The 22,824-nt window shown below is 68.4% G+C and carries 24 protein-coding genes; 6 read left to right on the forward strand and 18 right to left on the reverse strand.

Translation table 11 applies throughout. The features are described from left to right. Positions 1-153: 153 nt before the first annotated feature. Entirely contained in the window at positions 154-585 is a 432-nt protein-coding gene (locus tag U858_RS0112680) for an ATP-binding protein (protein ID WP_025137528.1), read from the forward strand. A gap of 134 nt (positions 586-719) precedes the next feature. Next, the gene (gene alr / locus U858_RS0112685) at positions 720-1,871 is read left to right on the forward strand and encodes an alanine racemase (RefSeq protein ID WP_025137529.1); all 1,152 of its coding nucleotides are present in this window, start codon (positions 720-722) and stop codon (positions 1,869-1,871) included. A gap of 36 nt (positions 1,872-1,907) precedes the next feature. Here alr and U858_RS0112690 read toward each other — a convergent pair whose 3' ends face one another. Beyond that, positions 1,908-4,376 (reverse strand): MFS transporter, encoded by a 2,469-nt coding sequence (locus tag U858_RS0112690; protein ID WP_051593559.1) that lies wholly within the window; start codon positions 4,374-4,376, stop codon positions 1,908-1,910. Between the two features lie 109 nt (positions 4,377-4,485). On the opposite strand from U858_RS0112690, the gene U858_RS0112695 reads away from it, so the two are divergent. The 4 genes from U858_RS0112695 to U858_RS0112710 all read left to right on the forward strand — a co-directional run bounded on the left by U858_RS0112695 (position 4,486) and on the right by U858_RS0112710 (position 9,328). Then, the gene (locus U858_RS0112695) at positions 4,486-6,489 is read left to right on the forward strand and encodes a SpoIIE family protein phosphatase (RefSeq protein WP_025137531.1); all 2,004 of its coding nucleotides are present in this window, start codon (positions 4,486-4,488) and stop codon (positions 6,487-6,489) included. Further along, positions 6,486-7,691 carry an ABC transporter substrate-binding protein gene (locus tag U858_RS0112700; RefSeq protein WP_025137532.1) on the forward strand — a complete coding sequence of 402 codons (1,206 nt, stop codon included), beginning with the start codon at positions 6,486-6,488 and terminating at the stop codon, positions 7,689-7,691. Before U858_RS0112695 ends, U858_RS0112700 begins: the two co-directional genes overlap by 4 nt. Positions 7,692-7,891: 200 nt before the next feature. Beyond that, complete coding sequence (locus U858_RS0112705) at positions 7,892-8,461, forward strand: hypothetical protein (RefSeq protein WP_025137533.1); 570 nt, start codon at positions 7,892-7,894, stop codon at positions 8,459-8,461. Between the two features lie 255 nt (positions 8,462-8,716). Then, a complete protein-coding gene (locus tag U858_RS0112710) occupies positions 8,717-9,328 on the forward strand; it encodes an RNA polymerase sigma factor (protein WP_025137534.1) in 612 nt (203 codons plus the stop codon). A 73-nt stretch (positions 9,329-9,401) separates the two neighbouring features. Here the strand turns inward: U858_RS0112710 and sctC are convergent, their stop codons facing one another. Genes sctC through sctE form a run of 17 tightly spaced genes read right to left on the reverse strand, consistent with a single transcriptional unit; the run spans position 9,402 to position 22,807 of the window. Next, the gene (sctC, locus tag U858_RS0112715; RefSeq protein WP_025137535.1) at positions 9,402-11,306 is read right to left on the reverse strand and encodes a type III secretion system outer membrane ring subunit SctC; all 1,905 of its coding nucleotides are present in this window, start codon (positions 11,304-11,306) and stop codon (positions 9,402-9,404) included. Between the two features lie 47 nt (positions 11,307-11,353). After that, positions 11,354-11,746, reverse strand: a complete 393-nt coding sequence (locus U858_RS0112720) for a CesT family type III secretion system chaperone (RefSeq protein ID WP_025137536.1) — start codon at positions 11,744-11,746, stop codon at positions 11,354-11,356. After that, entirely contained in the window at positions 11,743-12,801 is a 1,059-nt protein-coding gene (sctU, locus tag U858_RS0112725; RefSeq protein WP_025137537.1) for a type III secretion system export apparatus subunit SctU, read from the reverse strand. Before sctU ends, U858_RS0112720 begins: the two co-directional genes overlap by 4 nt. Next, positions 12,798-13,598 carry a type III secretion system export apparatus subunit SctT gene (gene sctT, locus U858_RS0112730; protein WP_025137538.1) on the reverse strand — a complete coding sequence of 267 codons (801 nt, stop codon included), beginning with the start codon at positions 13,596-13,598 and terminating at the stop codon, positions 12,798-12,800. Before sctT ends, sctU begins: the two co-directional genes overlap by 4 nt. Before the next feature lie 15 nt (positions 13,599-13,613). After that, positions 13,614-13,880, reverse strand: a complete 267-nt coding sequence (sctS, locus tag U858_RS0112735) for a type III secretion system export apparatus subunit SctS (protein WP_008163300.1) — start codon at positions 13,878-13,880, stop codon at positions 13,614-13,616. Between the two features lie 7 nt (positions 13,881-13,887). Continuing rightward, the gene (gene sctR, locus U858_RS0112740) at positions 13,888-14,556 is read right to left on the reverse strand and encodes a type III secretion system export apparatus subunit SctR (protein WP_025137539.1); all 669 of its coding nucleotides are present in this window, start codon (positions 14,554-14,556) and stop codon (positions 13,888-13,890) included. Beyond that, the gene (gene sctQ / locus U858_RS0112745; RefSeq protein WP_029953790.1) at positions 14,553-15,617 is read right to left on the reverse strand and encodes a type III secretion system cytoplasmic ring protein SctQ; all 1,065 of its coding nucleotides are present in this window, start codon (positions 15,615-15,617) and stop codon (positions 14,553-14,555) included. Before sctQ ends, sctR begins: the two co-directional genes overlap by 4 nt. 12 nt (positions 15,618-15,629) lie before the next feature. Next, positions 15,630-16,196, reverse strand: a complete 567-nt coding sequence (locus U858_RS0112750; protein ID WP_025137541.1) for a hypothetical protein — start codon at positions 16,194-16,196, stop codon at positions 15,630-15,632. Beyond that, positions 16,193-16,699 (reverse strand): YscO family type III secretion system apparatus protein, encoded by a 507-nt coding sequence (locus tag U858_RS0112755; protein WP_025137542.1) that lies wholly within the window; start codon positions 16,697-16,699, stop codon positions 16,193-16,195. Before U858_RS0112755 ends, U858_RS0112750 begins: the two co-directional genes overlap by 4 nt. Next, complete coding sequence (gene sctN / locus U858_RS0112760; protein ID WP_025137543.1) at positions 16,696-18,027, reverse strand: type III secretion system ATPase SctN; 1,332 nt, start codon at positions 18,025-18,027, stop codon at positions 16,696-16,698. Before sctN ends, U858_RS0112755 begins: the two co-directional genes overlap by 4 nt. A gap of 2 nt (positions 18,028-18,029) precedes the next feature. Beyond that, positions 18,030-18,668, reverse strand: a complete 639-nt coding sequence (locus tag U858_RS0112765; protein WP_025137544.1) for an HrpE/YscL family type III secretion apparatus protein — start codon at positions 18,666-18,668, stop codon at positions 18,030-18,032. Continuing rightward, positions 18,638-19,294: a SctK family type III secretion system sorting platform protein gene (locus tag U858_RS0112770; protein WP_025137545.1), complete on the reverse strand. Its 657-nt coding sequence runs from the start codon at positions 19,292-19,294 to the stop codon at positions 18,638-18,640. The genes U858_RS0112765 and U858_RS0112770 overlap by 31 nt, the downstream gene beginning before the upstream one ends. A gap of 2 nt (positions 19,295-19,296) precedes the next feature. Continuing rightward, a complete protein-coding gene (gene sctJ, locus U858_RS0112775; RefSeq protein WP_025137546.1) occupies positions 19,297-20,133 on the reverse strand; it encodes a type III secretion system inner membrane ring lipoprotein SctJ in 837 nt (278 codons plus the stop codon). Continuing rightward, positions 20,133-20,561 carry a type III secretion system inner rod subunit SctI gene (gene sctI, locus U858_RS0112780; RefSeq protein ID WP_025137547.1) on the reverse strand — a complete coding sequence of 143 codons (429 nt, stop codon included), beginning with the start codon at positions 20,559-20,561 and terminating at the stop codon, positions 20,133-20,135. The genes sctJ and sctI overlap by 1 nt, the downstream gene beginning before the upstream one ends. Positions 20,562-20,568: 7 nt before the next feature. Beyond that, positions 20,569-21,006 (reverse strand): tetratricopeptide repeat protein, encoded by a 438-nt coding sequence (locus tag U858_RS0112785; protein WP_029953791.1) that lies wholly within the window; start codon positions 21,004-21,006, stop codon positions 20,569-20,571. 12 nt (positions 21,007-21,018) lie between these two features. Continuing rightward, positions 21,019-21,498 carry a regulatory protein gene (locus tag U858_RS0112790; RefSeq protein ID WP_025137549.1) on the reverse strand — a complete coding sequence of 160 codons (480 nt, stop codon included), beginning with the start codon at positions 21,496-21,498 and terminating at the stop codon, positions 21,019-21,021. Between the two features lie 25 nt (positions 21,499-21,523). Beyond that, positions 21,524-22,807: a type III secretion system translocon subunit SctE gene (gene sctE, locus U858_RS0112795; RefSeq protein ID WP_025137550.1), complete on the reverse strand. Its 1,284-nt coding sequence runs from the start codon at positions 22,805-22,807 to the stop codon at positions 21,524-21,526. Positions 22,808-22,824 lie beyond the last annotated feature (17 nt).

Here is a 22,824-nt window from a genome sequence, read left to right on the forward strand (position 1 = left end):
ATGCGGGTGGCGGCGCGATGCCGAGATGATACGCGAGGCGCCCGCGCAGCCAAACGCAATCTTCCATACGCCGGACAGCGCCGCCCGTTACGCCACCTGCCAGCAATCGGGCATACTTGCACCTGCACGTGTACCACTGAACGCAAGGCGACCATGCCCTCTCAGCCCGATACGCTTGACCTCGTTCCCGACGCCCACGCCGTTGCCTCCGCCATGCAATGGATCGAGGCCATCGCCGAGCGCGACACCTGGTCGCCCAAGCTGAGTTTCGGTCTGTCCTTGAGCCTGGACGAAGCGCTGACGAACATCGTTTCATACGCCTTCGACGATCCCCTTCTTGCCCCGGACCCCGCCCGCGTCAGCCTTGCCTGCCGCCAGGACGGCGAATGGATATCGCTGGAGATAATCGACAATGGCCGGCCGTACGATCCCACCCAGACTCCGCCTCCGCCTTTGGCTGCGACGCTTGATGACGCCGAGATCGGCGGCCACGGCGTGCGGCTGATGCAGCACTATCTGCACGACCTGCGCTACCTGCGCCACGGCGACGAAAACCGCCTGACGCTCATCATGCGCGCCGCGTGACCTTCCCCCGGCGCGCCCGATCAAGACGCGCTATCGACAACTTGCAATGCATAGACAGAAAGTACCGAACAAAACCGGTCGATCTGTCACTCATGCATAGACTGCGCGCGTACCTGCGTGCAGCCCACGCCCAGATGCCGCCCGTGAACGCCCCCTATCGTCCAGAAGGATTGCTTGCCCGCCCCCTGTATGCCCGCGTCGACGCGGGCGCCGTGGCCCATAACCTTGCCCGCCTGCGCGCGGCGCTGCCGGCTGCTGGCGCGCCGCGCCTGTGGGCCACCGTGAAGGCCGACGCCTATGGCCATGGCCTGGCGCGCGTGCTGCCCGCGCTGCGCGATGCGGACGGCCTGGCGGTGCTGCACCTGGACGAGGCGCGCAACTGCCGCCGCCTGGGCTGGCGCGGCCCGGTGCTGGTGTACGGCGGCCTGTATTCGCAGGCCGATACGCTGCTGCTGGACACGCCCGGCCTGCACCTGGTCATTACCCATGCGGCGCAGTTGCAATGGCTGGCGCAATCGCCTGCGGCCGAACGGCCCGCGGTGTGGCTGCGTTTCGCGGGCGATATCCACCACACCGGTTTCAGCGCCGACGACTACCGCGCGGCGTTCGAGGTCGCCACGGATCTGGCGACGCGCGGCGTGATCGGCGAAGTCGGCCACCTGAATCACTACGCCCGCGCCGACGAGGCCGATGGCGTTGCCACCGCCGATGCCCAGTTCCGCGAGGTGATCCGCGGCCTGCCGGGCCCGGTATCGACCAGCAATTCCGCCGCCGTGCTGCGTCATGGCGTGCAGGCGGCCGCCACGCAATGGGTGCGGCCGGGCCTGGCGCTGTATGGTGCCAGTCCGTTCGCCGATCGCGCTTCGTCCGACCTGGGCCTGCTGCCCGCGATGTCGCTGCACTCGCAGGTGGTGGGCGTGCAGCGCGTGAAGGCCGGCGCCGGCGTGGGCTACAGCGGCGCCTTCCTGGCGGCCGAGGACATGGCGGTCGGCATCGTCACCTGCGGCTATGCGGACGGCTATCCACGCCATGCCCCGACCGGCACGCCCGTGGTGGTGGCGGGCACGCGCACCCGCCTGTTGGGACGCGTGTCGATGGACATGATGGCGGTGGATCTGGGCCCCGTGCCGCAAGCGGCCATCGGCGCGCCCGTCACGCTATGGGGAGCGAACGGTCTGTCAGTGGAAGAAGTGGCGTCGTCCGCGGGCACCATCGCCGCGCAATTGCTGACGGGCCTGTCGGCCCGGGTGCCGGTGGCGCAGGCCGGCGCGGGCCCGGCGCGCTGAATGGCGGCGCCCACGCATCGCGGCGCCCTCCTTCGATCAGGCCGTCTCTTCGCGCGGCCGGGCCGGTGCGAACAGCAGGAACAGCAACGTCGCGCACAGGTAGATAACGCCGGTCGCGGCGAGGCCCGCGCCCATGCCGGCGGCGCCGAACATCGCGCCAACCACCAGCGGCCCGGCCATCTGGCCCAGCTTGTCGGCCGCGCGCATGACGCTGGTAGCGCCGGCCGCGCCGTAGCGCTGCACATCCGGCAACGCCAGCATGTAGGGCGACTGCGAGGCGCCGGCAAAGCAGCTGGCCAGCGCCAGCAACAGCACAGCCGCCGCGGCCGCCAGCAGACCGCTGTTGAAGTACAGGCCCAGCATGCCGATGCTGCCCACCAGTCCGCCCAGCACGATCCAGCTTTTCTTGATGCGGCTGCGATCCACCACGCGGCCCATCAATGGGCCGACGTAGATCACGCACAGGCCGTAGATCATCAGCACGCGGCCGATGCTGGACGCGGCCACGCCTTCGGCTTCCAGGTACAGCGGCAACGCGAACGACAGCAGGCCGACCTGCGCGATCGAGAACGGAATCACGCTGCCCAGCAGCAGCAAGCCGAAATCGCGTGTGAACAGCAGCTTCAGCGTGTCAGAGAAGTGCGCGCGTGCGCGCCCCGACGCCTGCGCGGCCAGCTTGCGGCCGCGATCCATGTAAGGCCGCATCAGCACCAGCACGCCGGCCAGCGGCATGGCCAGCATCACGGCGCCCACCGCGAACACGGCGCGAAAGCCCACCTGTTCCATCAGCATCGCCCCGACCGCGGCGCCCGACAGATGGCCGGCGAACAAGCCCGCGATCACGCCGGTCATGTTGCGGCCGCGGAACTGCGGCGGGCTGCGCGTGACGATGAAGCCCTGCAGGCCCATCCAGGTCAGGCCGTAGCCCAGGCCCACCAGGCCGCGGGCCGCGCTGAACATCAACAGATTCGTGGCGGCGGCGCAGGCCAGCATGCCGGCGGCGGATACGCCCAGCCCGGCCAGCACCGGCACCTGCCAGCCCTTGCGGTCGGTCAGGCGGCCCGCCAGCAGCGAGGTCAGCAGGCCGCAGCCCATTTCCACCGAGATCGGCAAGGCCAGCAGCAGGTTGGCCGGCAGGTCCAGGCCGCCCGCGGACAAGCTGCGCGCGTACAGCGGCAGAAAGCCCAGCGGCAACGCCCAGGCAAACAGAAAGCCGAACATCACCGGCCGCGCGATGCGGCCCACTTCGGATTCGTCGTCGGGCCCCACGCGCGATCCATCCGGCAGCGTGGCCCGCGCGGCGAACGCACGATTCATCAGCAAAGACAGCAGCAACAACATTTCAATGGCGGCCACCAGCGCCACGCCCACCACTGTCACCGCATCCAGCGCGCGGCTGCGCACGCCCGCGGCGATCACGTCGCTGGACAGCCGCAGCACCAGGTCGCCATGCGCCTTGGGGTCGGCCAGCGCCGCCCCCAGCGGCAGCACCAGCGTCAGGTCGTCGGGCTGCGGACGCGTCTGCGGCAGCGTCGAGACATCCAGCGGACCGCGCGCGTCGGCCCCGTACAGCACACGGCCGTTGCGGTCGGCCAGTTCGATCTGCGCCACTGCCGGGAAGGTGCCGGCCAGCCGCGAGAACGGCGCGTCCACGCCGCGCAGCCGATCCACTTCCAGGCCATAGCCCAGCACGCGGTTCAGGTCGCGTTGCAGGCCTTCGGCCAGCAGCCCTACGTTATTGCGCGTGACTTCCAGCCAGCCGCTGCGAAAGGTATGGATGGTGTAGGCGGCGTACACGCCCTGCGCCACGACCAGCGCCAGCAGCGGCACCACGAAGCGGGCACGGCCGCCGGCAGCCAGCGAGGTCAGCGGCACGACGTACTTGAAGACCGCGGCCAGGCCCAACCCGACCAGCACCGTGACGATCAGCAGTACCTGCAGGTTGTCGATGATGAGGCGGCGGCTGGCTTCGCCATCCTTGGCGGCCGACAGCACCACCGCGCCCACTGCCTTGCCGCCCGCGGCGGTCAAGGGCACGGCGACGGTGACGCGATCGTCGGCCACCGCCACGATGGCGCCCGAGCCGCGCCGCGCCAGGCCGGCGCCGGGCGTGCCGCGCGTGTCCAGCGTGCGGGCCAGTTCGGCCGCGTCCTCGGGCAGCTCGCCCTGAGCGGCCAACGACTGGCCATCGGCCAGCAGCACCGCCGCGCCCTGCACGCCGCGCGAGCCGGCCACGCCGTCGCGCAACGTGTCGCGCAGGCCGAAATACTGTTCGAGGGGTTTGCCCAGCCGCAAGCCGTTTTCGATATTGCCGGCGACGCGCCGCGCCACCACTTCGACGCGGTCGGCAGTGGTGTCCACCACCAACCGGTTCAGGGCCGACAGGCTGAGGGCGCCGATCAGCGCCTGCGCCAGCAGCAGCACGGCCAGACAGGCCAATGTGACTTCCAGCACGGGGCGGCGACGCAACCCATCGAGCACTATTTGTATTGGTTCGCTACGCATGGGGCCCCGCCGCCGCAAAGTATTTACACACGGGCACTAATGGTATTTACAATTAATGCAAATTGCATCTTATTTCACGTCATCACCTCACCCGCCCCCACTATCCCCCATGTCGTTGCGCTCGCTCCGTAGCAAGATTTTTCTACTGGTCGTAGCGCTGCTCCTGGCGGTGGCGGCATTCGTGATGCTGACGACGCAGCGCAACGTCACGCGCACGGTGATGAACAGCGAACGCCACGCCGTCAGCAACGTGATGGAGCTGGTGCTGCGCGATGCCGAGGCCCGCTGGGGCGCGCTGCTGTCGGACAAGATATCCACCGTACGCAGCGGCCGGCGCCAGCTGATGCAGAGCGGCACGGTGGTGGCGGCGGCGCTGGGCGCCTACGCCGACCTGGCCGAGCGCGGCATCATCACCCCTGGCGCGGCCAAGGGCATGGCCCGCGCCTGGATCAACCGCCTGAAACTGGACGACCGGCGCTACGCGTTTGTCTACGACGCCGACTTCCAGGTGCTGGCCAGCGGCAACGCCGACATGGTCGACCGGGACCTGTCGACACTGTCCGACTTCAAGAACCGACCGTTGGCGCAGGCGCTGCTGGAAGAAAGCCGCACGTCCGGCTACGGCTTTGCCATCTATCGCTGGCCGCCGTCAGCCCAGCGCGGCGATGGCGAGACGCGCTACGCCTATTTCGGCTATTTCCGCCCGTGGAACTGGGTGTTCGCCATTTCGGACAGCGCCCAGGACGTGATCGAGCAGATCGACACCCGCCGCGCCCAGCTCGAGAATTCGGTGCGCGACACGCTCTCGAAACTGACGCTGGCGCAATCGGGCTTCATCTTCATCGCCACCGACGACGGCCGCATGGTGGTGCCCCCGCCGCAGGCGCGCGCCGGCCTGCTGGACGCCAAGGACAGCGGCGGCGAAACGCTGCGCACCCTGCTGGCCCGGCAAGATAATGGAGGCAAGCTGCAAAGCCTGCGCTTCGATGGCGGCGACGGCCCCTGGCAGATCGACAGCGCGCGCTTCGCGCCGCTGGGCTGGACGGTGGTGGCGGTGGTGCCCGAGAGCGACCTGACCGCCCCGGCGCGCGAACTGCTGAACCGCCAGGCGCTGATCTTCGTGGGCATGATGCTGGTGGCGCTGGTCTGCGCCTGGCTGGTGGCCGCGCGCATCGTGCGCCCCCTGGAAACGCTGACCCGCTATGCCCGCCTGCTGCCCGAGCAGGACCTGACCGCCGAATCCAGCGTGCCCGCCCATATCGCGGCGCTGCCGGCCAGGCACAAGGACGAGGTCGGCCGGCTGGCGTCGTCGTTCCTGTTCATGGACCGCAAGCTGCGCGAGAACATCGCCCGCCTGATGCGCGAAACCACGGCGCGCGAACGCTTCGAAAGCGAACTGAACATCGCCCGCGCGATCCAGCTGGGCCTGTTGCCGGTGCCGCTGTCGGCCATCACGCGCGAACGCATCGACCTGAACGCCGTGATGCTGCCGGCCAAGGAAGTGGGCGGCGACCTGTACGACTACTTCACGCTGCCCGACGGACGGCTGTGCCTGGCCATCGGCGACGTGTCGGACAAGGGCGTGCCGGCCGCGCTGTTCATGGCGGTCACGCGTACGCTGATCCGCGCCACCGCCGAGGACGAGACCGACCCGGCGTTGATGATGCAGAAGATCAACAACCGGCTGTCCGAGAACAACCCGAACATGATGTTCGTCACGCTGCTGATCGGCGTGCTGGACATGACCACGGGCGACCTGCAGTGGGCCAATGCCGGCCACCTGCCGCCCGCAGTGGTGGGCGCCGACGGCGTGGTGCGGCTGCTGCAGGGCCGCAGCGGCCCTGCCTGCGGCGTGCAGGAAGACCTGGAATACCGCTGCCTGTCGACGCTGCTGGCGCCCGGCGAAATGCTGGTGGGCTACACCGACGGTGTCACCGAGGCCGTCAATCCGCAGAATGCGCAGTATGGCGACCCGCGCCTGCTGGCCGTGCTGTCCAATCCCCCCGTGCCGGCGGCCAACCTGGCCAAGCGTCTGCTGGAAGACGTGCAGGCCTTTGCCGACGGCGCGGAACAATCCGATGACATCACCTTGATCGTGATCCGCCGCCCATGAAGACTTCGCTGCCCACCCTTTTGCTGAGCCTGGCCCTGCTGGCGCCCGCCACGTGCCTGGCCCAGGCCGCAGCGTCTGGCGCATCGGCCGCCCCCGCCGGCACGCCGGCTGCGGCCACGCCGGCTGCGGCCCCGCAAGTGTTTCCCACCAAGCCCGTGCCCCGGCCAGATGGCAAGAAATGGCGCATCGGCTATTTCGAAAGCGGCGACTACAGCGAATATCCCCGCACCTTGCGCGTGACCGTGGACGGCCTGCAGAAGCTGGGCTGGATCACCGTGCCCACCATTCCCGACGGCCTGAACGGCAAGCAGATGTGGGAGTTCCTGGCCGACAACACCCGCAGCGACACGCTGGAATTCGTGCGCGATGCCTGGTGGCAGCCCGGCAATTTCGACGCCGCCCAGCGCCCGGCCGTGCGCGAATCGATCAAGCAGCGGCTGCAAGGCAAGAAGGACATCGACCTCATCATCGCCATGGGCACCTGGGCCGGCCAGGACATGGCGGGCATGGGCGCGCCGGTGCCGACCATCGTAGCCTCGACCAGCGATGCCGTCGGCGCCCGCATCACCCGGTCGGCGCAGGACAGCGGGCTGGACAACCTGCACGCCCGCGTGCAGCCCGAACGCTACCAGCGCCAGGTACGCCTGTTCCACGAGATCGTGCCGTTCAAACGGCTGGGCCTGGTCTATGAAGACAGCCCCGAAGGCCGCACCTACAGCGCGGTCGATGCGGTGGAACAGGTGGCGCGCGAACAGGGTTTCAAGGTGCTGACGTGCAATGCGCCGTCCAACGGCATCGCCCCCGAAGTCGCCACCCGCAACGCGCTGGAATGCTATGCCAAGCTGGCGCCGCAGATCGATGCGGCCTACGTGACGGTGCACCGGGGCGTGACGCCCGCGTCGGTCGACACGGTGGCCGAGATCCTGCGCCAGGCGCGCGTGCCCAGCTTTTCGATGCTGGGGTCGGAAGAGGTCAAGCACGGGCTGCTGTTGAGCCTGGCCCAGGCGGACTACTCGTACGTGGGCCTGTTCTACGCCGAGACGATGGCCCGCATCTTCAACGGTGCCAAGGCCCGCGAACTGAGCCAGGTGTGGATCGATCCGGCCAAGATCGCGCTGAACCTGCAGACCGCGCGGGTCATCGGCTTTGACCCGCCCGTGGATATCCTGCTGGCCGCGGACGAGGTCTACGAGGCGCAATGACGCACGGTTGCGCGTGCGAAGCCGGTAACGCCCTGTTTCGCAGCGCCCGTCCGGGCGCTCGCAATAGCTTAAAATTCGCGTACGTGTCCTGGCGATGGAACTAAAGCGCCATCGGGGTTACTTAATCACAGGGGCAATCAGACCCCGCCGTTAAGACCTCTTTCTGGCCGGATTTCGGACACGCCGGATTTATTGGCTGCATGACAATCTCATCGGTTACCCCTTCGTCGTCATTCGTCTCCCTCGACGCCTTTGCCAAGGCCGCCGAGAGCGGTCAAGACATCTATGTCGACATCGCGGGCGAAAAGCTTCAGGTCCTGGGCATGGGCACCACGCCCGGCGGCCGCAGCGTGGCATGGGTCGCACCCAATGTCGACACGACCGAAATGTTCGCCCAGGCACTGGCCCGCAGCTACGGCCAAGGCATCGCCAGCGCCGTGTCGCGCGAACTGGGCCTGGAACCCAACCCCGGAAAACCGTTGTCGGCTCGCACCGTCGCCTTGGCGCTCGACATGGCGCAGACGTCCAGCGATGCGCTTTCCGGCGTGGATTTCCTGACGCGGCTGGCTTTGTCGGCCGCCCATGGCGCACCGGCTTTCCAGCAGGCCTGTGCCGACGCCGGCATTGCGCCGGCCAGCCTGGATGCCGCCCGCCGAGGCGCGCTGGATCAGGCGATGCAAGCCCGCTTCGAACACGCCGCCCAATCCGGCCAAAGCCCGGTTGCGCTGGGCACCGCGGCCGGTTGGCTGCGCGAATTGCTCAAGTCGTAGGCATTCGGCGCGCCTGGACGCCGCCGCCCCAGCCCCCTCAAGGCACGGTGTGCGCCTTCGCCGTATTGCGTCCCCGATTATCAGACTGAAAAACCACGTCGAAGTGGTTTACTTATCTTTACATTTTTGACTAAAAAAAAGCTACTTTTGCCTCAATATTTCTATTTTCGAAATATTGTGACACCGCTATGCTGCGATAATTCGCGTCATACCGGTAGTAACTTGTAGCTTAATACACGTTTCTTTTCCCCTTCCATGACCAACCCCAGCGATTGCACAACCGCTTCCCCGAAAGCGGATCTGCGGCCCATTCGCGCTGACGGCGACGGGCCGGGTTGGGACACGGGCGAGGAATACCTGCTGCGGGACCTGGTGCGGGAACATTCCACCCGGCTGCAGCGCTTCATCATCAAGCACATCGGCAACACCACCGAGGCCGAAGACCTGGCCCAGCAGGCGTTCGTCGAAGCCGCACGCTCCTACCGCAGCTTTCGCGGCGAATCACAACTGTCTTCCTGGCTGTACGGCATTGCGCTGAACCTGGTGCGCAACTACCTGTCGCGGGCCCCCGAACGACGCCATGACTTCGTCAGCGACAGCGTGCTGGCCGAGCATGCCTCCTGCGACCTCACCCCCGACCGCATCCTGGAACAGAACCAGACCATGGCGCTGCTGCAGGAATCGCTGGAAGAACTGCCGGCGAACATGCGCGACATCCTGCTCATGGTCGGCCTGGACGACATTTCCTACGAAGAAGCCGCCGCCCTGCTGACCGTGCCGATCGGCACCGTGCGCAGCCGCCTGTCGCGCGCGCGTTCCGCCCTGCGCGACAAGCTGGCCGAAAAAGGCCTGCACTTGGACGACTGAGCGCGGACGGCGGGCGGCCGTGCCGCCGCACGAGACGTCTTCGCGCCTGCGTTCGTTCGTCACGCTCCACTCCTCACGGCGCCCTGCCCGTTCCCGGCGCGGCCACCGGCTCGATCTGGATCACCGGCCCCTGCCGCGCGCTGGACTTGCCTTCGAGCACGGGCGTGGCGACGGGGTCGGCGCTGGGCGTGCCTTCCAGCCATTCCGACGCCCGCAACGGGCCGGACGAACGCCGCAATTCCACGTTCGGGCCGAACTGGATGCGGGTGCGCTGGCTCTGCGCCAGGTCCAGGTACTGCCCCGCCGTCATGCGGCCGTCGCTGCCCCAGGTGGCGTTGAGCATCGGCCCGGTGCCAGCACCGCCCGGCGTAGCCACCATTTCGCCATTGATCGCCACCACCTTCGGGCGGATCAGGAACAGGCGTTCGCGCCGTTGCACGGTCTTGGACTTGTTGGAGAACAGGATGCCCAGACCCGGGATGTCGCCCAGGATCGGCACCTTGTCGACCTGCTCGGAATTCTGGCTGCTGTTGTAGCCGCCGATCAGCAGCGTCTGGTCGTTGCCGACGATGGCCAGGGTGCTGATGTTGCTCTTCCTGACGGTGGGCAGGTTGTCGATCTGGCGTTCTTCCTGGATGCGGCCGTCTTCGATGTCCACCGTGAGTTCCACCCGTGAACCGCTCTTGGATTCGATATGGCGCGGCGTCACGCGCAGCGACGTGCCCACGGTGACCGGCGTGACGGTCGCCACGCGCTCGCCGCGGGTCTGGATGTAGAAGGTGTCCGACAGGTCGATCATGGCGCCCAGGTTGTCGGCCGTCAGGATGGAAGGCTGCGACAGGATGTTGGCCTGGCCCTTGGTCTGCAAGGCGCGCAGGCGCGCCGCCAGCGTGTTGCCCACGCTGATGCCGATGGTGCCGGGCGAAAGCGCCGCGCCGCTTTCCAGCGGCAGGCCGCCGCTGGGCCCCAGGCCCAGGTTGCCGTAGCCGAACGAGGTCGTGCCGGCGCGCGCGCCCCAGGTCACGCCCAGCTCGCTGACCAGATCGGAATTCACATCCACGATCATGGCCTCGATCTCGACCAGCGTGCTGGGCAGATCCAGCTGTTCGATCAGGCTGCGGTAGATGGGAATGCGGTCCGGAATGTCCTGCACGATGATGGCGTTCAGGCGCGCATCGGCCTGCACCGTCGGTTCGCGCAGGCGCAGGCCCGACTTGCCCGCGCCGGACGGCGCGGGCGCCTGGCCCCCGCCGCCATTGGCTGCCGGCGCGGCGCTGTCGCCGCCCACCAGCGGAAAGGCCGGCGGGTTGTCGCGCAGCGGCGCGGCGATGGCTGCCAGCGTTTCGTTGTTGGCCCCGCCGCCGCCGCCGGTGATCAGGTTGCGCAGCACGGTGGACAGCCCCGGCGTCACCACCTTCTGGTCGCGATAGCTGATGGTGCGATCGTTGACCGAAGCGTGCTTGAGCCGGAACACCGCCACCTGCTGGCCGCCGGCACCCATCGGCAAGGCGGCCACGGTGCGCTCGACCAGATCCACGTACCCCGGCGGGCCGGACACCAGCGCAATGCCCTGGTCCGGCAGCTCGCCCCAGCCGAAGCGCGGGTCCAGCACGCCCAGCTGCTGCAAGGCCTGGCGCAACGCGCTGATCGAGCTGCCCATGGCGCTGACCGAACGCGTCTTCATGTCGTTGGTGCGGCTGACGAACAGCGTGCCCGCATACACGAACCAGTTAAAGCCGTAGACGCCACCCAGCCGGTCCAGGAATTCGGTAGGCGTATTCGCGTTGAACTTGCCGTTGACCGTGCCCGTGACGTTAGGCCCGAGCTGCAGCGACAGGCTGAAGCCGCCGGCAAATTCGCGCAGCAGCGTCTGCAGGTTTTCATCGCGGGCATAGTAGCTATAGGGCACGTTCGGCCAGTTCGGCGCGGCTTGCGCGCCTGCCGCCAGGCCCAGCGACAACGCGGTCGCCAGTATCATCCGCTTCAACACGCTTTCTCCTCGGGCGCTGCGCCCGTATCGCATATTCATGCCAGCCGCCGCACGGCGCCGGCCCAAAAAGACAGCGCGTTGGCAAACGCGCCCATGGCTTCGTCCAGGTCCAGTTCACTGCTGCCGGGGCGCAGCGATTGCTGCAGCCACAGCGCCCGCCCTTGCGGATCGACCACGCAGGCGGCGGCATGCCGCGCCAGCATGCCGGCGGCGAGCTTGCCGATTTCCTGCACCAGCTCGTCGCGGCCCGCGTTCCTGGCGGGCAAGGCGCACAGCCGCGCGCTCATGGCCAGCCAGCCGTCGCGGCCCGGTTGCAGGTGCACCCGATAGGTGTCGTCGATCACCATCGTCACGCGGCCGTCGGGGCGGGCGGACGGTGCCAGGCCGTGACGCGTGGCATAGGCGGAAATCAGGGGATGTGCGTTCATGTCGGGGCGTCCGGATTGCCAGCCAGTTTCCTGACGAGCCGCAAGACTTCGGCAACGGGCTCGATCAACTCGCTGGGAATGTATTGATCGGGTTGCGCGGACGCCATCAGCGCGCGCGCAAGGGGAATGTTCTGCATCACGGGCACGCCGGCTTCGCGTGCGGCCTGCATCATCTGTTCGGCCAGGGCGCCTTCGCCCTTGGCCAGCACCATCGGCAACGGCGTTTCGCCGGGCTCGTAGTAGATCGCCACCGCCAGGTGGGTCGGGTTGGTCACCAGCACCGACGCCTTGCGGGTATTGGCCACCGCGCCATGCATCACCATTTCCTGGTGCAGGTGCTTGCGCTTGTGCTTGATGTGGGGGTCACCCTCCATCTCCTTGAATTCCTGCTTGATGTCTTCCTTGCTCATCATCAGCCCCTTGCGGTACTGCATGCGCTGCCAGACGAAATCGGCCAGCGAGATCACCACGTAGGCAACGGCGATGTTGATGATGAGCGTGCGCATCATGCCGCCCACGCCGGCCTCAAGGCCCGCCAGGCCGCTGTGCGGCACCGCCATCAGTTCCGGCAGTGCGTCGCGCACCACCAGCGTCACCAGCACCGACAGGAAGGCGATCTTGACGATGGACTTGATCAGTTCGACCAGGTTCTTCTTCGAGAAGATGTTCTTCAGGTTGCTCATCACGTCCAGCTTCTTGGCCGAGGGCTTGAGCTTTTCGAATGCCAGCACCACCCCCACCTGCAGGAATTCCGAGAACATGCCCACCACCAGCACGATCAGCACGAACGGCAGCACGAGGTACACCGCTTCGCGCAGCGCCGCGTCCAGCGCCAGCGGCAGCGCCTGCTCGAACGGCTGCCCCACCAGCGTCGAAGGAATCAGGATCAGCCGGCCCAGCGCCTCGACGATGCCGTGGGCGTTGCCCAGCATGTAGCCGAACAGCGACAGCACCAGCAACGTCTGGGTGAAGTCCTTGCTGTGCGCGACGTCGCCCTTCTGGCGGGCGTCGCGCAGTTTCTTGGTGGTTGGCTGTTCGGTCTTTTCGCCGCTCATGGCGCCCGCCATTGGTTGTCCAGGAACGGCAGGGCCGAACTGATCTGGCCCGTAGCCTCGGCGGCATACTCGAACAGCGTGTTCATGTAGAGCACCATCACCAGCAGGGCCAGCGCGCTCTTGATCGGCATCGCCAGGAAGAACACCTGCAACTGCGGCGCGAAACGACTGACCAGCGCCAGGCCGACTTCGGCCAGGAACATGGCGACGATCGCCGGTGCGGCAAACAGCAGCGTCAGCCGCAGGAAGCGGCCCAGCTGATCCAGCATCAGCGGCACGCTTTCGCGGCGCAGCGTAGGCGCCCAGTCCCACAGGTCCCACAGCCGAAAGCTGTCGTACAGCATCGTCAGCATCAGCGTGAAGCCCCCGCCCACCAGGAAGAACACCATGAAGGCCTGGTTGAACAGGATGCCCAGCGGCGACGAATCGTTGCCCGTGGCCGGGTTGATGGTGGCGCCCAGACTGGCGCCGCGCTGGTTGTCCACCACGAAGCCCACGGCCTCGAAGATCCAGAACGGAATCGCCACCAGGAAGCCCATCACCAGGCCGACGAAGACTTCTTTGACGACCAGCAGCACCAGTTCGATGGCGGACGGGTCCATCTGCACGTAGCGCGGCGACAGCGCCGGCACCAGCACGATGCCGATGGCCGCGCAGATGGCGTAGCGCAGCATGCCGGGCAGCAGCTGGCGGTTGAACAGGGGCAGCATCGCGCACAGCGCCAGGATCCGCGGCTGCGTCAGCGCCAGCGTGCCCAGGAAGACTTTTGCTTCGACGTAGGTGATGCCCGAGATCATGGCCGCGTGTCGCTCCTAGTGGATCTTGTAGAAGAGATCGAACACGGAAATCGTGAAGTTGTAGAGCTCGGCGCTGAGCCAGCGCGCGGTCAGCATGATGGTCGCGAACACGGCGATCAGCTTCACGGCGAAGGACAGCGTCTGTTCCTGGATCTGCGTCAGCGCCTGGAACAGCGAAAACAGCGTACCCACGATCGCCGCCACGGCGATCGGCGGCAGCGACAGCCACAGCACCAGGTACAGCGCCTGGGTCATGTAGGAGACGAGGTCGACGGTTCCCATGGCGGCCTCAGGCGTAGGACAGCACAAGGCCCTGGATCAGCCGCGTCCAGCCGTCGACCATGACGAACAGGAACAGCTTCAGGGGCATCGAGATCGTGACCGGCGACACCATCATCATGCCCATCGCCAACAGGATGTTGGAGACGATCAGGTCGATGATGACGAATGGCAGGTAGAGCAGGAAGCCGATCTGGAATGCCGCGGTCAGTTCCGACAGCAGGAACGACGGTATCAGCACCAGCAGGTCGTCCTGCTTGAGGTTGCGCGCCTGCTGCTCGCCCCACAGGCCGCGCGCGGTGCGCATGAAGAAGTCACGCTGCTCGGGGCGGCTGTTCTTGAGCATGAAGGCGCGCATCGGCTCGGCGCCGCGCGCCACGGCATCCAGGATGCCTTCCAGCCGGTCAGGCTGGGGCTGGCCCGGCGCCACCACGGCAGGCGGGGCGCGCAGTTCGTCGCCGATCTGCATCACCACCGGCCCCATCACGTAGGCCGACAGGATCAGCGCCAGGCCGTACAGCGCCATGTTCGGCGGCACCTGCTGCACGCCCATGGCATTGCGCACCAGCGTCAGCACCACCGCGATCTTCAGGAACGAGGTGGTCATGACGGCAGCCAGCGGCACCAGCGCCAACAGCGCCAGTACGACCGCCAGGCTGATGGGATCCGCGCCGCTCATGCGCCCGCCTTGCCCAGGCGATGCAAGGTCACGCCGATGCGGCCGTCGATCTCGACCAGTTCGCCGCTGCCGACCAGTGCGCCGTTGGCGCGCACCAGCACGGGGCCGTCGGCCAGCGGCCGTTCCAGGTCGAAGGTCTCGCCGGGCTGCAACAGCTTGAGTTCGCCCAACGTGATCTGGCGCTCGCCGAGCTCGAATGTGAGCCGAACGGGAATGGCGTCGATATCGAGCGGCGCCTGGGCGCCCGCTTCGGCATCGGCCGGGGTTTGCGGCGTCTCGGTCATGAGGGAAGTCCAGCCTTGAGTGATGAGGTATGAGGAATCCTGGCGGCGCACCCGCAGCCCCTGGCCACCGGCGCCCAGCCACAGTTCGCCGTCGGGCGTGACCAGGCTGTGATCCAGGAAAACGGTGTCGCGCGACGCCAGGGCGCGCAAGTCCGCGGCCGGCAGCCAGGTCCAGCCCAGGCAGGCGGCGATGCGCACGGGCACCGCGTCGGCGTCGATCTCGTTGGCGGCGGGCGCGGCGCGGCCCACCAGGCCGGCCAGCAGCATCAGGCCCAGGCCGTCGGCTTCCAGGGTGGCGTAGACAGTATGGCCCGTGGCCGGATGGCGCGCGGCCACCGTCCAGGCCTGCGCCAAAGTGGGCGCCGGGCCGTCACGGCCCACCACGCGCACCGGTCCGCCAGGCGAGGCCTCGCTCAGGCCGGCCACCACTTCGGCCAGCAGGGTCTCGATAGCGGTGGACACCAGGGCGGGCGGTAGCGCGTCGGCTTCCATGCCCGGCAGCCGGGCGGCCAGCCAGGCATCGGCGGCGCTGGCCGGCAGGCCCAGGCGCAGACGCGCCCCGGCCCATTCCAGGTCGGCGGACAGGGTGGCGGATTGGCGCAGGGCGTCGGGCACGCCGGGCGTGAATCCCAGGCGCCAGTGCGCCGGCTCGGCGTCGGTGCCGGCCAACGGCGCCAGCGTCACGGACAGGTCGGCGCCGTGGCGCGCGATCAGCGAGCGGGCGCGGGCTTCGTTGGCAGTCAGGCGCGGCAAGGGATGTTGCAGACTTGCGGTCATGGGTTCCAGGGGTCAACGAGCCGGCGCCGAAGCGTCGGTCTCGGCCAGGCAGGGATATTCGGGATCGTCGGCGCTGACGCGCACGCGCGCCGGCCGCGCCAGGCTGTCGGCCAACTGCTCGGCCAGCGGCCGGGCCATGGCATTCAGGCGCTCGCGCGAGGCCTCGTTGGCGCAGACGAAATCGGCGACGACGCGGCCTTCTTCTTCATAGACCGACACGCTCACGCCGGGCAGCACGTCGTCCTTCAATTCCACGCGCACCTGGCGCCGGCCCTGGCTGCCATCGGCCACCAGCAGTTGCTCCGCGCTGCCCAGCAGCGCGTCGGCCAACGCCGACGATGGCGCCTCGGCAGGCACGGGCGCGGCCGATGCGCCGGCGCCAAACAGCGAGAACGGCGTCGCCGCCGCAGGCGCCGCGGGCGGCTTGCCGTCGGCGTCGGGGTCCTGCGCCAGCGCCTGCTCGAACGCGCGCCGGTCGGCGTCGCTGGCGTGGCGGCCGGGGGCCTGGCCATCGGATTGGGCCAGGCCGGTTCCCTGGGGTATCGCGGTTTCCAGGCCGATGCGTCGGTCGATGCTCATGCCGGCTCGAACTCCTCGTGCTGTTCCCAGTCTTCGCGGTCGCGCGACAACGTGGCGGCCTCTTCCATTTCCATGTCTTCTTTATGCTCCAGCGCCTTCAGGTGCTCGGCCAGGTGAATGCTGGCCAGCTCCACGAACTTGCCGGTCAGGCGCACCGCCTGCTGGTGGCGCGCACGGCTGTCGGCCAGGGCCTGGCTTTCTTCCTGCAGGCGCTGGGCAGCCTGTTCCAGCGCCGTTTCGCACTGGCGCTCGCCCTCGCGCAGGCCGGCCACGCCCTGCAGCACGTTTTCGATTTCTCGCACCCGCACCACGCGGCTGCACAGGTCGCGGTACATCTCGCGCTCGCGCCTGTCGGCCGCTTCGCGGAAATCCGTCAGCGCCTGTTCCGAGGCCTGCCGGGCGGCATCGGCCTCGGCCTGGCGCAGGCGCTGGCGCGACACCGCGATCTCGGCCTGGCCCTCGCGGAACCGCTTGATGGCGAGCAGCTCGTCAAAGACGCTCATCGCGTCCCCACGATGGCGCTCATCTGCGCCAGGGCATCGGCCAGCGTGGCCCGTTCGTCGGTGCGCTGGCGCAGGAACTGGTTGATCGCGCCGATCTTGTCGATGGCCTCGTCGGTCACCGCGTCGCCGCCGCGCTTGTATTCCCCGATCTTCACCAGCAGTTCCACTTCCTGGTACTTGGCCATCAGCTCGCGCAGCCGGCCGGCGGCCTGCTTGTGTTCAGGCGTGATGACGGCGTTCATGACGCGGCTGGCCGAGGCCAGCACGTCGATGGCCGGATAGTGGTTGGCCGCGCCCAGCTTGCGCGACAGCACGATGTGGCCGTCCAGGATCGAGCGGGTTTCGTCGGCAATGGGTTCGGTCATGTCATCGCCTTCCACCAGCACGGTGTACAGCGCGGTGATCGAGCCATGCTCGTTCATGCCGGCGCGTTCCATCAGCTTGGGCAGCGTGGCGAAGACCGACGGCGGATAGCCGCGGCGGGTCGGCGGCTCGCCCGCCGCCAGGCCAATCTCGCGCTGGGCGCGGGCAAACCGCGTCACCGAATCCATCAGGAACAGCACGCGCTTGCCCTGGTCGCGGAAATATTCGGCGATGGCGGTCGCCACATAGGCGGCCTTGGCCCGTTCCATCGACGACTTGTCGCTGGTGGCGCAGACGATCACGCTCTTGCGCCGGCCTTCGCGGCCCAGCTCGTGTTCCAGGAATTCCCGCACCTCGCGGCCGCGTTCGCCGATCAGCGCCACCACGGTCACGTCGACGTCGGCGCCCTTGACCAGCATGCCCATCAGTGTCGACTTGCCGCCACCGGCCGCCGCGAAGATGCCCATGCGCTGGCCTTCGCCGCAGGTCAGCACGCTGTCCAGCGCGCGCACGCCCAGTTCCAGTGGCTCGGAGATGATGCGGCGCTTGAGCGGGTCCGGCGCTTCGGCGAACACGGGGTAGAACTTGCTGGCCTCCAGCGGGCCGAGTTCGGCTTCGTCCAGCGGCCGGCCCAAGCCGTCCAGCACGCGGCCCAGCAGCCCCGGCCCCACGGGCACCATGTGGGCGCGGCCGGTGGGAATGACCTCGGTAGCGGTGGAAATGCCGTACATGTCGCCGATCGGCGTGAGCAGCGCGGCGTCGCGGGCAAAGCCGACGACCTCGCCCTTCATCTCGAAGTTCTCGCCCGGATTGCGCAGGATGCAGACCTCGCCCACCTTCACCGACGGCACGACCGCCTTGATGATGGTGCCGATCACCTGCGTGACCCGGCCCTTGATGCGCAGCGTCGGCGTGTCCTGCAGCGCCAGCGACATCATTTCCGAGATGTAGTCGAATTGCCGCATGGCTAGACCCGACTGCCCAGGGTGCGCTGGAAGGCCTGGCGCAACGCCTGGATCTGACCTTCCAGGCTGGCTTCGACCATGCCGATCTCGCTTTCCAGGATGCAGGCGCCGCGCGCCAGCCGGCCGTCGGCCAGGATATCCAGGTAACCCACGCCGGGGTAGGCGGCCAGCAGGTCGTTGATCTGCTCGCGCACCGTGTCCACTTCGGCCGGGTTCAGGCGCAGCGTCATCTGCTTCTGGTTGCGCACCACCGCCAGGGCGTTGCGCACCACCACCATGACCTTCTCGCGGTCGTCAAAGCCATCGACCACCTTGCGCACGGCCGACATGACCAGTTCGACCATCTCGTTTTCGACACCGGCGAAGTATTCGACCGTGCGGCCCACGGTTTCGATCATCTTTTCGGCCTGGTCCAGCAGCGCTGATTCTCGGCCTTCCTGGTAGCCGCGTTCGCGCTCGGCCTCGAAGGCCGCCTGGGCGCCGCCGACGATCTCGTCGGCCTGCGCCCGCGCCTGCGCCAGCAGTTGCTCGGCATCCGCCCAGGCCGCGTGGTCGGCGGCCCGCAGCACGCGCAGGGCCGGATCGATGCGGCCGGCGGCGGCCCGCGGCGTCAGCGGATCGCGGGGAATGAGGAAAGCCATGTGGGGTCCGTTTTCTTCAATAGCGACAAGCCCAGCGACAGCGCCTCTTGCCCCGGCAGGGGCGATGGGCCGGCGGGCAGGTCGGGCAATTTCAATTCGGCGCGCTGCGCCAATTCGGGGCCGCCGCTGGCCAGGGCCGCGCGCAGCGCATCGCGCCCCAGCGTGTCCACCGCGGCGGTCGTTTCGGCCAGCGACCAGGCGCTGCTGGCGACAATGCCCCCATGCAGCGACCCGGCGGTGCGCCGGGTAAAGTCCAGCAAGTCCGCACCCAGGTCCGCGATCAGCGTGCGCACTTCGTCGCCGGCAATGGCACGGCGCAGCCGCGGGCCGCACAGCACGGCGCCCAGCCGCTGCGCGCACTGCGCCAACGCGTCGGGGGCCAACAGCGCCAGCGCCAGTTCGGGGCGCTCCGGGTCGGTCACGGGGCGCTGGCGCAGGCCCAGGGCGTCCAGGATGTCGCGCGACCAATGCCGGTGCCAACTCGCCGCCAGCGCAGGCGCGGCGGCCATCGCCGCCAGCGTGGCCGGCGGCGCATAGGCCGCATGGCGGCTGGGGTGCAGGGTGCGGCTGGGCAGCTGGTTGAATTCAACCAGCCGGCGGTCCAGCGCGGTCAACGCCAGCGCCATGGCTAGCGCCCTTCGGACACGGGTTCGCGGCGCTCGGGCCGGGCGCGGCTGGGCATGCCATAGCGCCACAGCAGGTAGCCGACGACGCCGGCCAGCGCCAGCACCAGCACGACCAGCCCCACCAGCCACGCGGTCAGCGTCGTGGACGCGCCTTCGCCGGGGTCGATGCCCATGGCCTGGCGCGCCGCATTGGCCGCGGCCGCCGCCGCGCCGGCCGGCTGCGCCGACACCAGCGCGATCGACACGCGGTCTTCGGTCAGCCCGGGAATGGCGTGCGTGACCAGCTTGCGGATCTGCGGTTGCAGCGCGTCCAGGTTGTAGCCGGTCTGGTGCTTGATGAATACGGCGGCCGTGGACGGCGTGGTGGTCTCGCCGACGCCGCCGCGCTCGGGCAGCACCACATGCACCCGGGCGGCCAACACGCCGTCCATCTGCGACAGCGTGTTGGTGAGTTCCTGCGACAGGGCGTAGATGTAGCGGGCGCGCTCTTCCAGCGGCGACGACACCAGGCCTTCCTTGCGGAAGATCTGGCCCATGCCGTCGAAGCGTTCGCGCGGCAGGCCGCGGGCACGCAGGATGTCCAACGCGCGGGCCACCTGCTGGCCGTCCACCGACACGGCCACGCCGGTCTTGGTGGTGGCCTTCTGCGCCGAGATGCCGGCATCCAGCAGCACCGACAGCACTTCGTTGGCCTCGCTTTCATTGGCGGCCGAAAACAGCTCGACCCGCGAACCGCAGGCGGCCAGCAGCAACGCCAGGGCGAACAGCAGCCAGCGCAGGCGCCGCAGCGGTGAGGCGCCTTGATCGGCAGGAAGGGACAACGTGGCAACGGCGTGCATTAGGACATCCTGACGAGCGTATCGATGTTTTGCGTGGTGCGCGAAACGGCCTTGCCGACCATTTCGTACTGCACCGAGATCTGCACCAGATCGGCTTGCAGGCGCAGCATGTCGGCGATGGACGGCTCGGTGGACATGGCGTCCAGGCGGCCGGAGATGTTCTGCCACTTCTCCGAATACTCGGTAGTGGTGCTGCGCAGGCTGGACAGGATCTGGTTGCCCAACGTGGCCGGGGCCGCGTCGACCGCAGGCGTGAACGCCGATTGCAGCGCGGCCTGCAGGCCGGTCAACGACGGCGCGCCCGCCTCGGGCGCGGCCATCAACTGGTTGAAGCGTTCGGTGACCCGCTCGGACGGCGTGGCGGCCGGCGCGGCTTTGACCGACTCCAGCGCCGGCGACAAAGCGGCGGCAAGCGCGGTGATTTCCATGATTTTCCTAGCCTTGATCGGTTTGCAATCCCAACAGCGAACGCGCCAGCGCGGCGCCCTCGCCACCGGCATCTGTATCGGCGCACGCCTGCAGCAGGCGCACGCTTTCGGCGTTGCGGCCCGCCAGTTGCAGCGCCAGGCCACGCCAGGCCGCCAGCAGCGTGCGTTCGCCCGCGGCGCTGGCCTCGCCCTGCTCCAGCAGCCGCACGGCTTCATCGGCCCGGCCCGCGTTCAGGCGCGCCACCGCCAGGCCCAACCAGGGGTAGGCGCGGCCGGGGCGCAGGGCGCGCAGGGCGTGGAAGATGGCATCGGCGCGTGCGACGTCGCCGCGGCCCGCCGCCAGGAAGCCGACTTCGGCCAGGCAACGCGCGTCGTCCGCTTCAAGTACAAAAGCCGTCTCACCCGAGACGGCCGTTGCCGAGCCTGCGCCCACCCTATCGTTCATGATGCTTGCCGCTCATGGGCGGGCCTCCTTGTCGGCCAGCGCCAGCAACGAAGCGGCGCGCGCGCCGGCCTGGGCATAGGCACTGTCGACCTCTGCTGCCGCCACCACCAGCCGCAACGATTCGCGCGCGGCATCGGACTGAGCCAGCGCCAGCTGGCATTCGGCAACGCGCAAGGTCGCCTCAGGCGACGGCGGGAACAGCACGCCGATCAGCGACTGGATGCGGATCGCCTCTTCGAAGCGGGCCTGCATCTGCAGGCACAGCGCCAGGCCCGCCAGGTAATGCTTGCGGGTCGGACCGTATTGCGACAGGAAGGCAAACAACGGCAAGGCCTGCGCGTACTGGGCCTGGGCCACATGGGCATAGGCCATCGCGTAGATCACTTCCAGCTGGTCGGCCGTCAGCCGGTGGCTGCCGGGCAGCGCCGCCAGGCCGTCGTACAGTTGCTGCCCGAAGGGGCTGCGCGTCGTTGCGGAGGAAGATTGGGACATGGTGTGGGTTCCGATGTTGCGCGGGTCAGACCATCGCGCGCTTGCCGATATTGGCGGTGACCTGGCTCATGCTGTCGGCCGCGGCGTTGATCATCTTGCTGACCATCTGCATCGACTCATCCATGGCCTGCATCACGCTCTTGATCTTTTCGCGCTCGTCTTCCATCGACGCCTGCAGCTTGACCAGCAGGGCCTCGAGCGCCTTCTTGTCGGCCAGCACCTTGTCGGCCGCCTCTTGCGCCTGGGCAGACTTGATGGTTTCGGCGCCGGTGGCGATCTGGCCCGCCCCCTTGGCCACGGACGCCACCCCCGAGGCCACCTGCCCGGCCGTCTTGGCCGAATCGGCGACGGTGCGCGCGGTTTGCGAGCCGACGTTGGCCGCGGCATTGGCCCCGGCCGACACGGCGCCCGCGCCGAAGGTGGCCACCGCCATCACGATGCCCACGGTGATCGTGGCCGCCAGGCCGACGGCCATGGCGATATAGCCGGCGGTCTGCGGGTCCGCCCCCGCCAGCACCGCGATGGCGCCGGCCATCTTGCCCAGCGCGCCGGGTTCGATCAGGATCGCGCCGGTCAGCAGCATGGACGCGCCGGCCACGATGTTGCCGATCTTCTCGGCCATTTCCGGTTCCACGCCAAACGCCTGCAACAGCTTGCTGACGGCCTGTGTGACCAGATTGCTGATGCTGATTTCGGGTCCGCCGCACTCGGCCGATATCTGGTTGGCCAGCAGGCTCACCGCCCCCGCCACGGCAATCGCCGCCAGCGTGACCATCACCGGGCCCGCCGCGCCCCCGGTCACCGCGGTCGCCGCCACGGCGGCCACCACCATCAAGGCTGCGGCAATCGCGGCGACGATGGCGCCGATCCAGCCGAAGATCTTGCCCAGGATGCCGCCCTTCTCGGCATCCTTGCTCTTCTGGATCCACTCATCGACCTTGCGCAGCTGCTCTTCGTTGTTCTTGGCCTGCTCGATGCGGTTGTTCTCGATGTTTTCCTTGGCGCTGCGCAATTGCGCGTCCTGCGTCTTGCCTTGCAGCGCGCGCAGCAGGTCCACCATTTCCGAGGCCGAGAATTCGCGCGCCGGCGGCGCGATGGCGGGCTTGCCGTTGGCATTGGTGACGCCGTCGCCGGCACTGTTGCGCGCCTGCGCCACGCTCGAGGCCCATTGCGAGGCCAGCGCCGCCAGGTCCAGGCCGCTGGCGGCCTGCAAGGCGGCCTGGGCCGCGGCGCCCGCGACCGCGCCGGCGCCGGACGGGTCCAGCGCGGGCGGCAGGCCCGCATTGCCGGTAGAAGGCCGGATATCCATAGTGGTGGCTCCCCAGG

Origin of the sequence: Achromobacter sp. DH1f (assembly GCF_000633435.1) — a bacterium.
GTDB lineage: Bacteria > Pseudomonadota > Gammaproteobacteria > Burkholderiales > Burkholderiaceae_B > Achromobacter > Achromobacter deleyi.

Excerpts from the sequence above, each read along its gene's own strand:
- U858_RS0112680 (WP_025137528.1), top strand. The coding sequence starts at position 154 with ATGCCCTCTCAGCCCGATACGCTTGACCTCGTTCCCGACGCCCACGCC.
- alr (WP_025137529.1), top strand. The coding sequence starts at position 720 with ATGCCGCCCGTGAACGCCCCCTATCGTCCAGAAGGATTGCTTGCCCGC.
- U858_RS0112690 (WP_051593559.1), bottom strand. The coding sequence starts at position 4,376 with ATGCGTAGCGAACCAATACAAATAGTGCTCGATGGGTTGCGTCGCCGC.
- U858_RS0112695 (WP_025137531.1), top strand. The coding sequence starts at position 4,486 with ATGTCGTTGCGCTCGCTCCGTAGCAAGATTTTTCTACTGGTCGTAGCG.
- U858_RS0112700 (WP_025137532.1), top strand. The coding sequence starts at position 6,486 with ATGAAGACTTCGCTGCCCACCCTTTTGCTGAGCCTGGCCCTGCTGGCG.
- U858_RS0112705 (WP_025137533.1), top strand. The coding sequence starts at position 7,892 with ATGACAATCTCATCGGTTACCCCTTCGTCGTCATTCGTCTCCCTCGAC.
- U858_RS0112710 (WP_025137534.1), top strand. The coding sequence starts at position 8,717 with ATGACCAACCCCAGCGATTGCACAACCGCTTCCCCGAAAGCGGATCTG.
- sctC (WP_025137535.1), bottom strand. The coding sequence starts at position 11,306 with ATGATACTGGCGACCGCGTTGTCGCTGGGCCTGGCGGCAGGCGCGCAA.
- U858_RS0112720 (WP_025137536.1), bottom strand. The coding sequence starts at position 11,746 with ATGAACGCACATCCCCTGATTTCCGCCTATGCCACGCGTCACGGCCTG.
- sctU (WP_025137537.1), bottom strand. The coding sequence starts at position 12,801 with ATGAGCGGCGAAAAGACCGAACAGCCAACCACCAAGAAACTGCGCGAC.
- sctT (WP_025137538.1), bottom strand. The coding sequence starts at position 13,598 with ATGATCTCGGGCATCACCTACGTCGAAGCAAAAGTCTTCCTGGGCACG.
- sctS (WP_008163300.1), bottom strand. The coding sequence starts at position 13,880 with ATGGGAACCGTCGACCTCGTCTCCTACATGACCCAGGCGCTGTACCTG.
- sctR (WP_025137539.1), bottom strand. The coding sequence starts at position 14,556 with ATGAGCGGCGCGGATCCCATCAGCCTGGCGGTCGTACTGGCGCTGTTG.
- sctQ (WP_029953790.1), bottom strand. The coding sequence starts at position 15,617 with ATGACCGCAAGTCTGCAACATCCCTTGCCGCGCCTGACTGCCAACGAA.
- U858_RS0112750 (WP_025137541.1), bottom strand. The coding sequence starts at position 16,196 with ATGAGCATCGACCGACGCATCGGCCTGGAAACCGCGATACCCCAGGGA.
- U858_RS0112755 (WP_025137542.1), bottom strand. The coding sequence starts at position 16,699 with ATGAGCGTCTTTGACGAGCTGCTCGCCATCAAGCGGTTCCGCGAGGGC.
- sctN (WP_025137543.1), bottom strand. The coding sequence starts at position 18,027 with ATGCGGCAATTCGACTACATCTCGGAAATGATGTCGCTGGCGCTGCAG.
- U858_RS0112765 (WP_025137544.1), bottom strand. The coding sequence starts at position 18,668 with ATGGCTTTCCTCATTCCCCGCGATCCGCTGACGCCGCGGGCCGCCGCC.
- U858_RS0112770 (WP_025137545.1), bottom strand. The coding sequence starts at position 19,294 with ATGGCGCTGGCGTTGACCGCGCTGGACCGCCGGCTGGTTGAATTCAAC.
- sctJ (WP_025137546.1), bottom strand. The coding sequence starts at position 20,133 with ATGCACGCCGTTGCCACGTTGTCCCTTCCTGCCGATCAAGGCGCCTCA.
- sctI (WP_025137547.1), bottom strand. The coding sequence starts at position 20,561 with ATGGAAATCACCGCGCTTGCCGCCGCTTTGTCGCCGGCGCTGGAGTCG.
- U858_RS0112785 (WP_029953791.1), bottom strand. The coding sequence starts at position 21,006 with ATGAACGATAGGGTGGGCGCAGGCTCGGCAACGGCCGTCTCGGGTGAG.
- U858_RS0112790 (WP_025137549.1), bottom strand. The coding sequence starts at position 21,498 with ATGTCCCAATCTTCCTCCGCAACGACGCGCAGCCCCTTCGGGCAGCAA.
- sctE (WP_025137550.1), bottom strand. The coding sequence starts at position 22,807 with ATGGATATCCGGCCTTCTACCGGCAATGCGGGCCTGCCGCCCGCGCTG.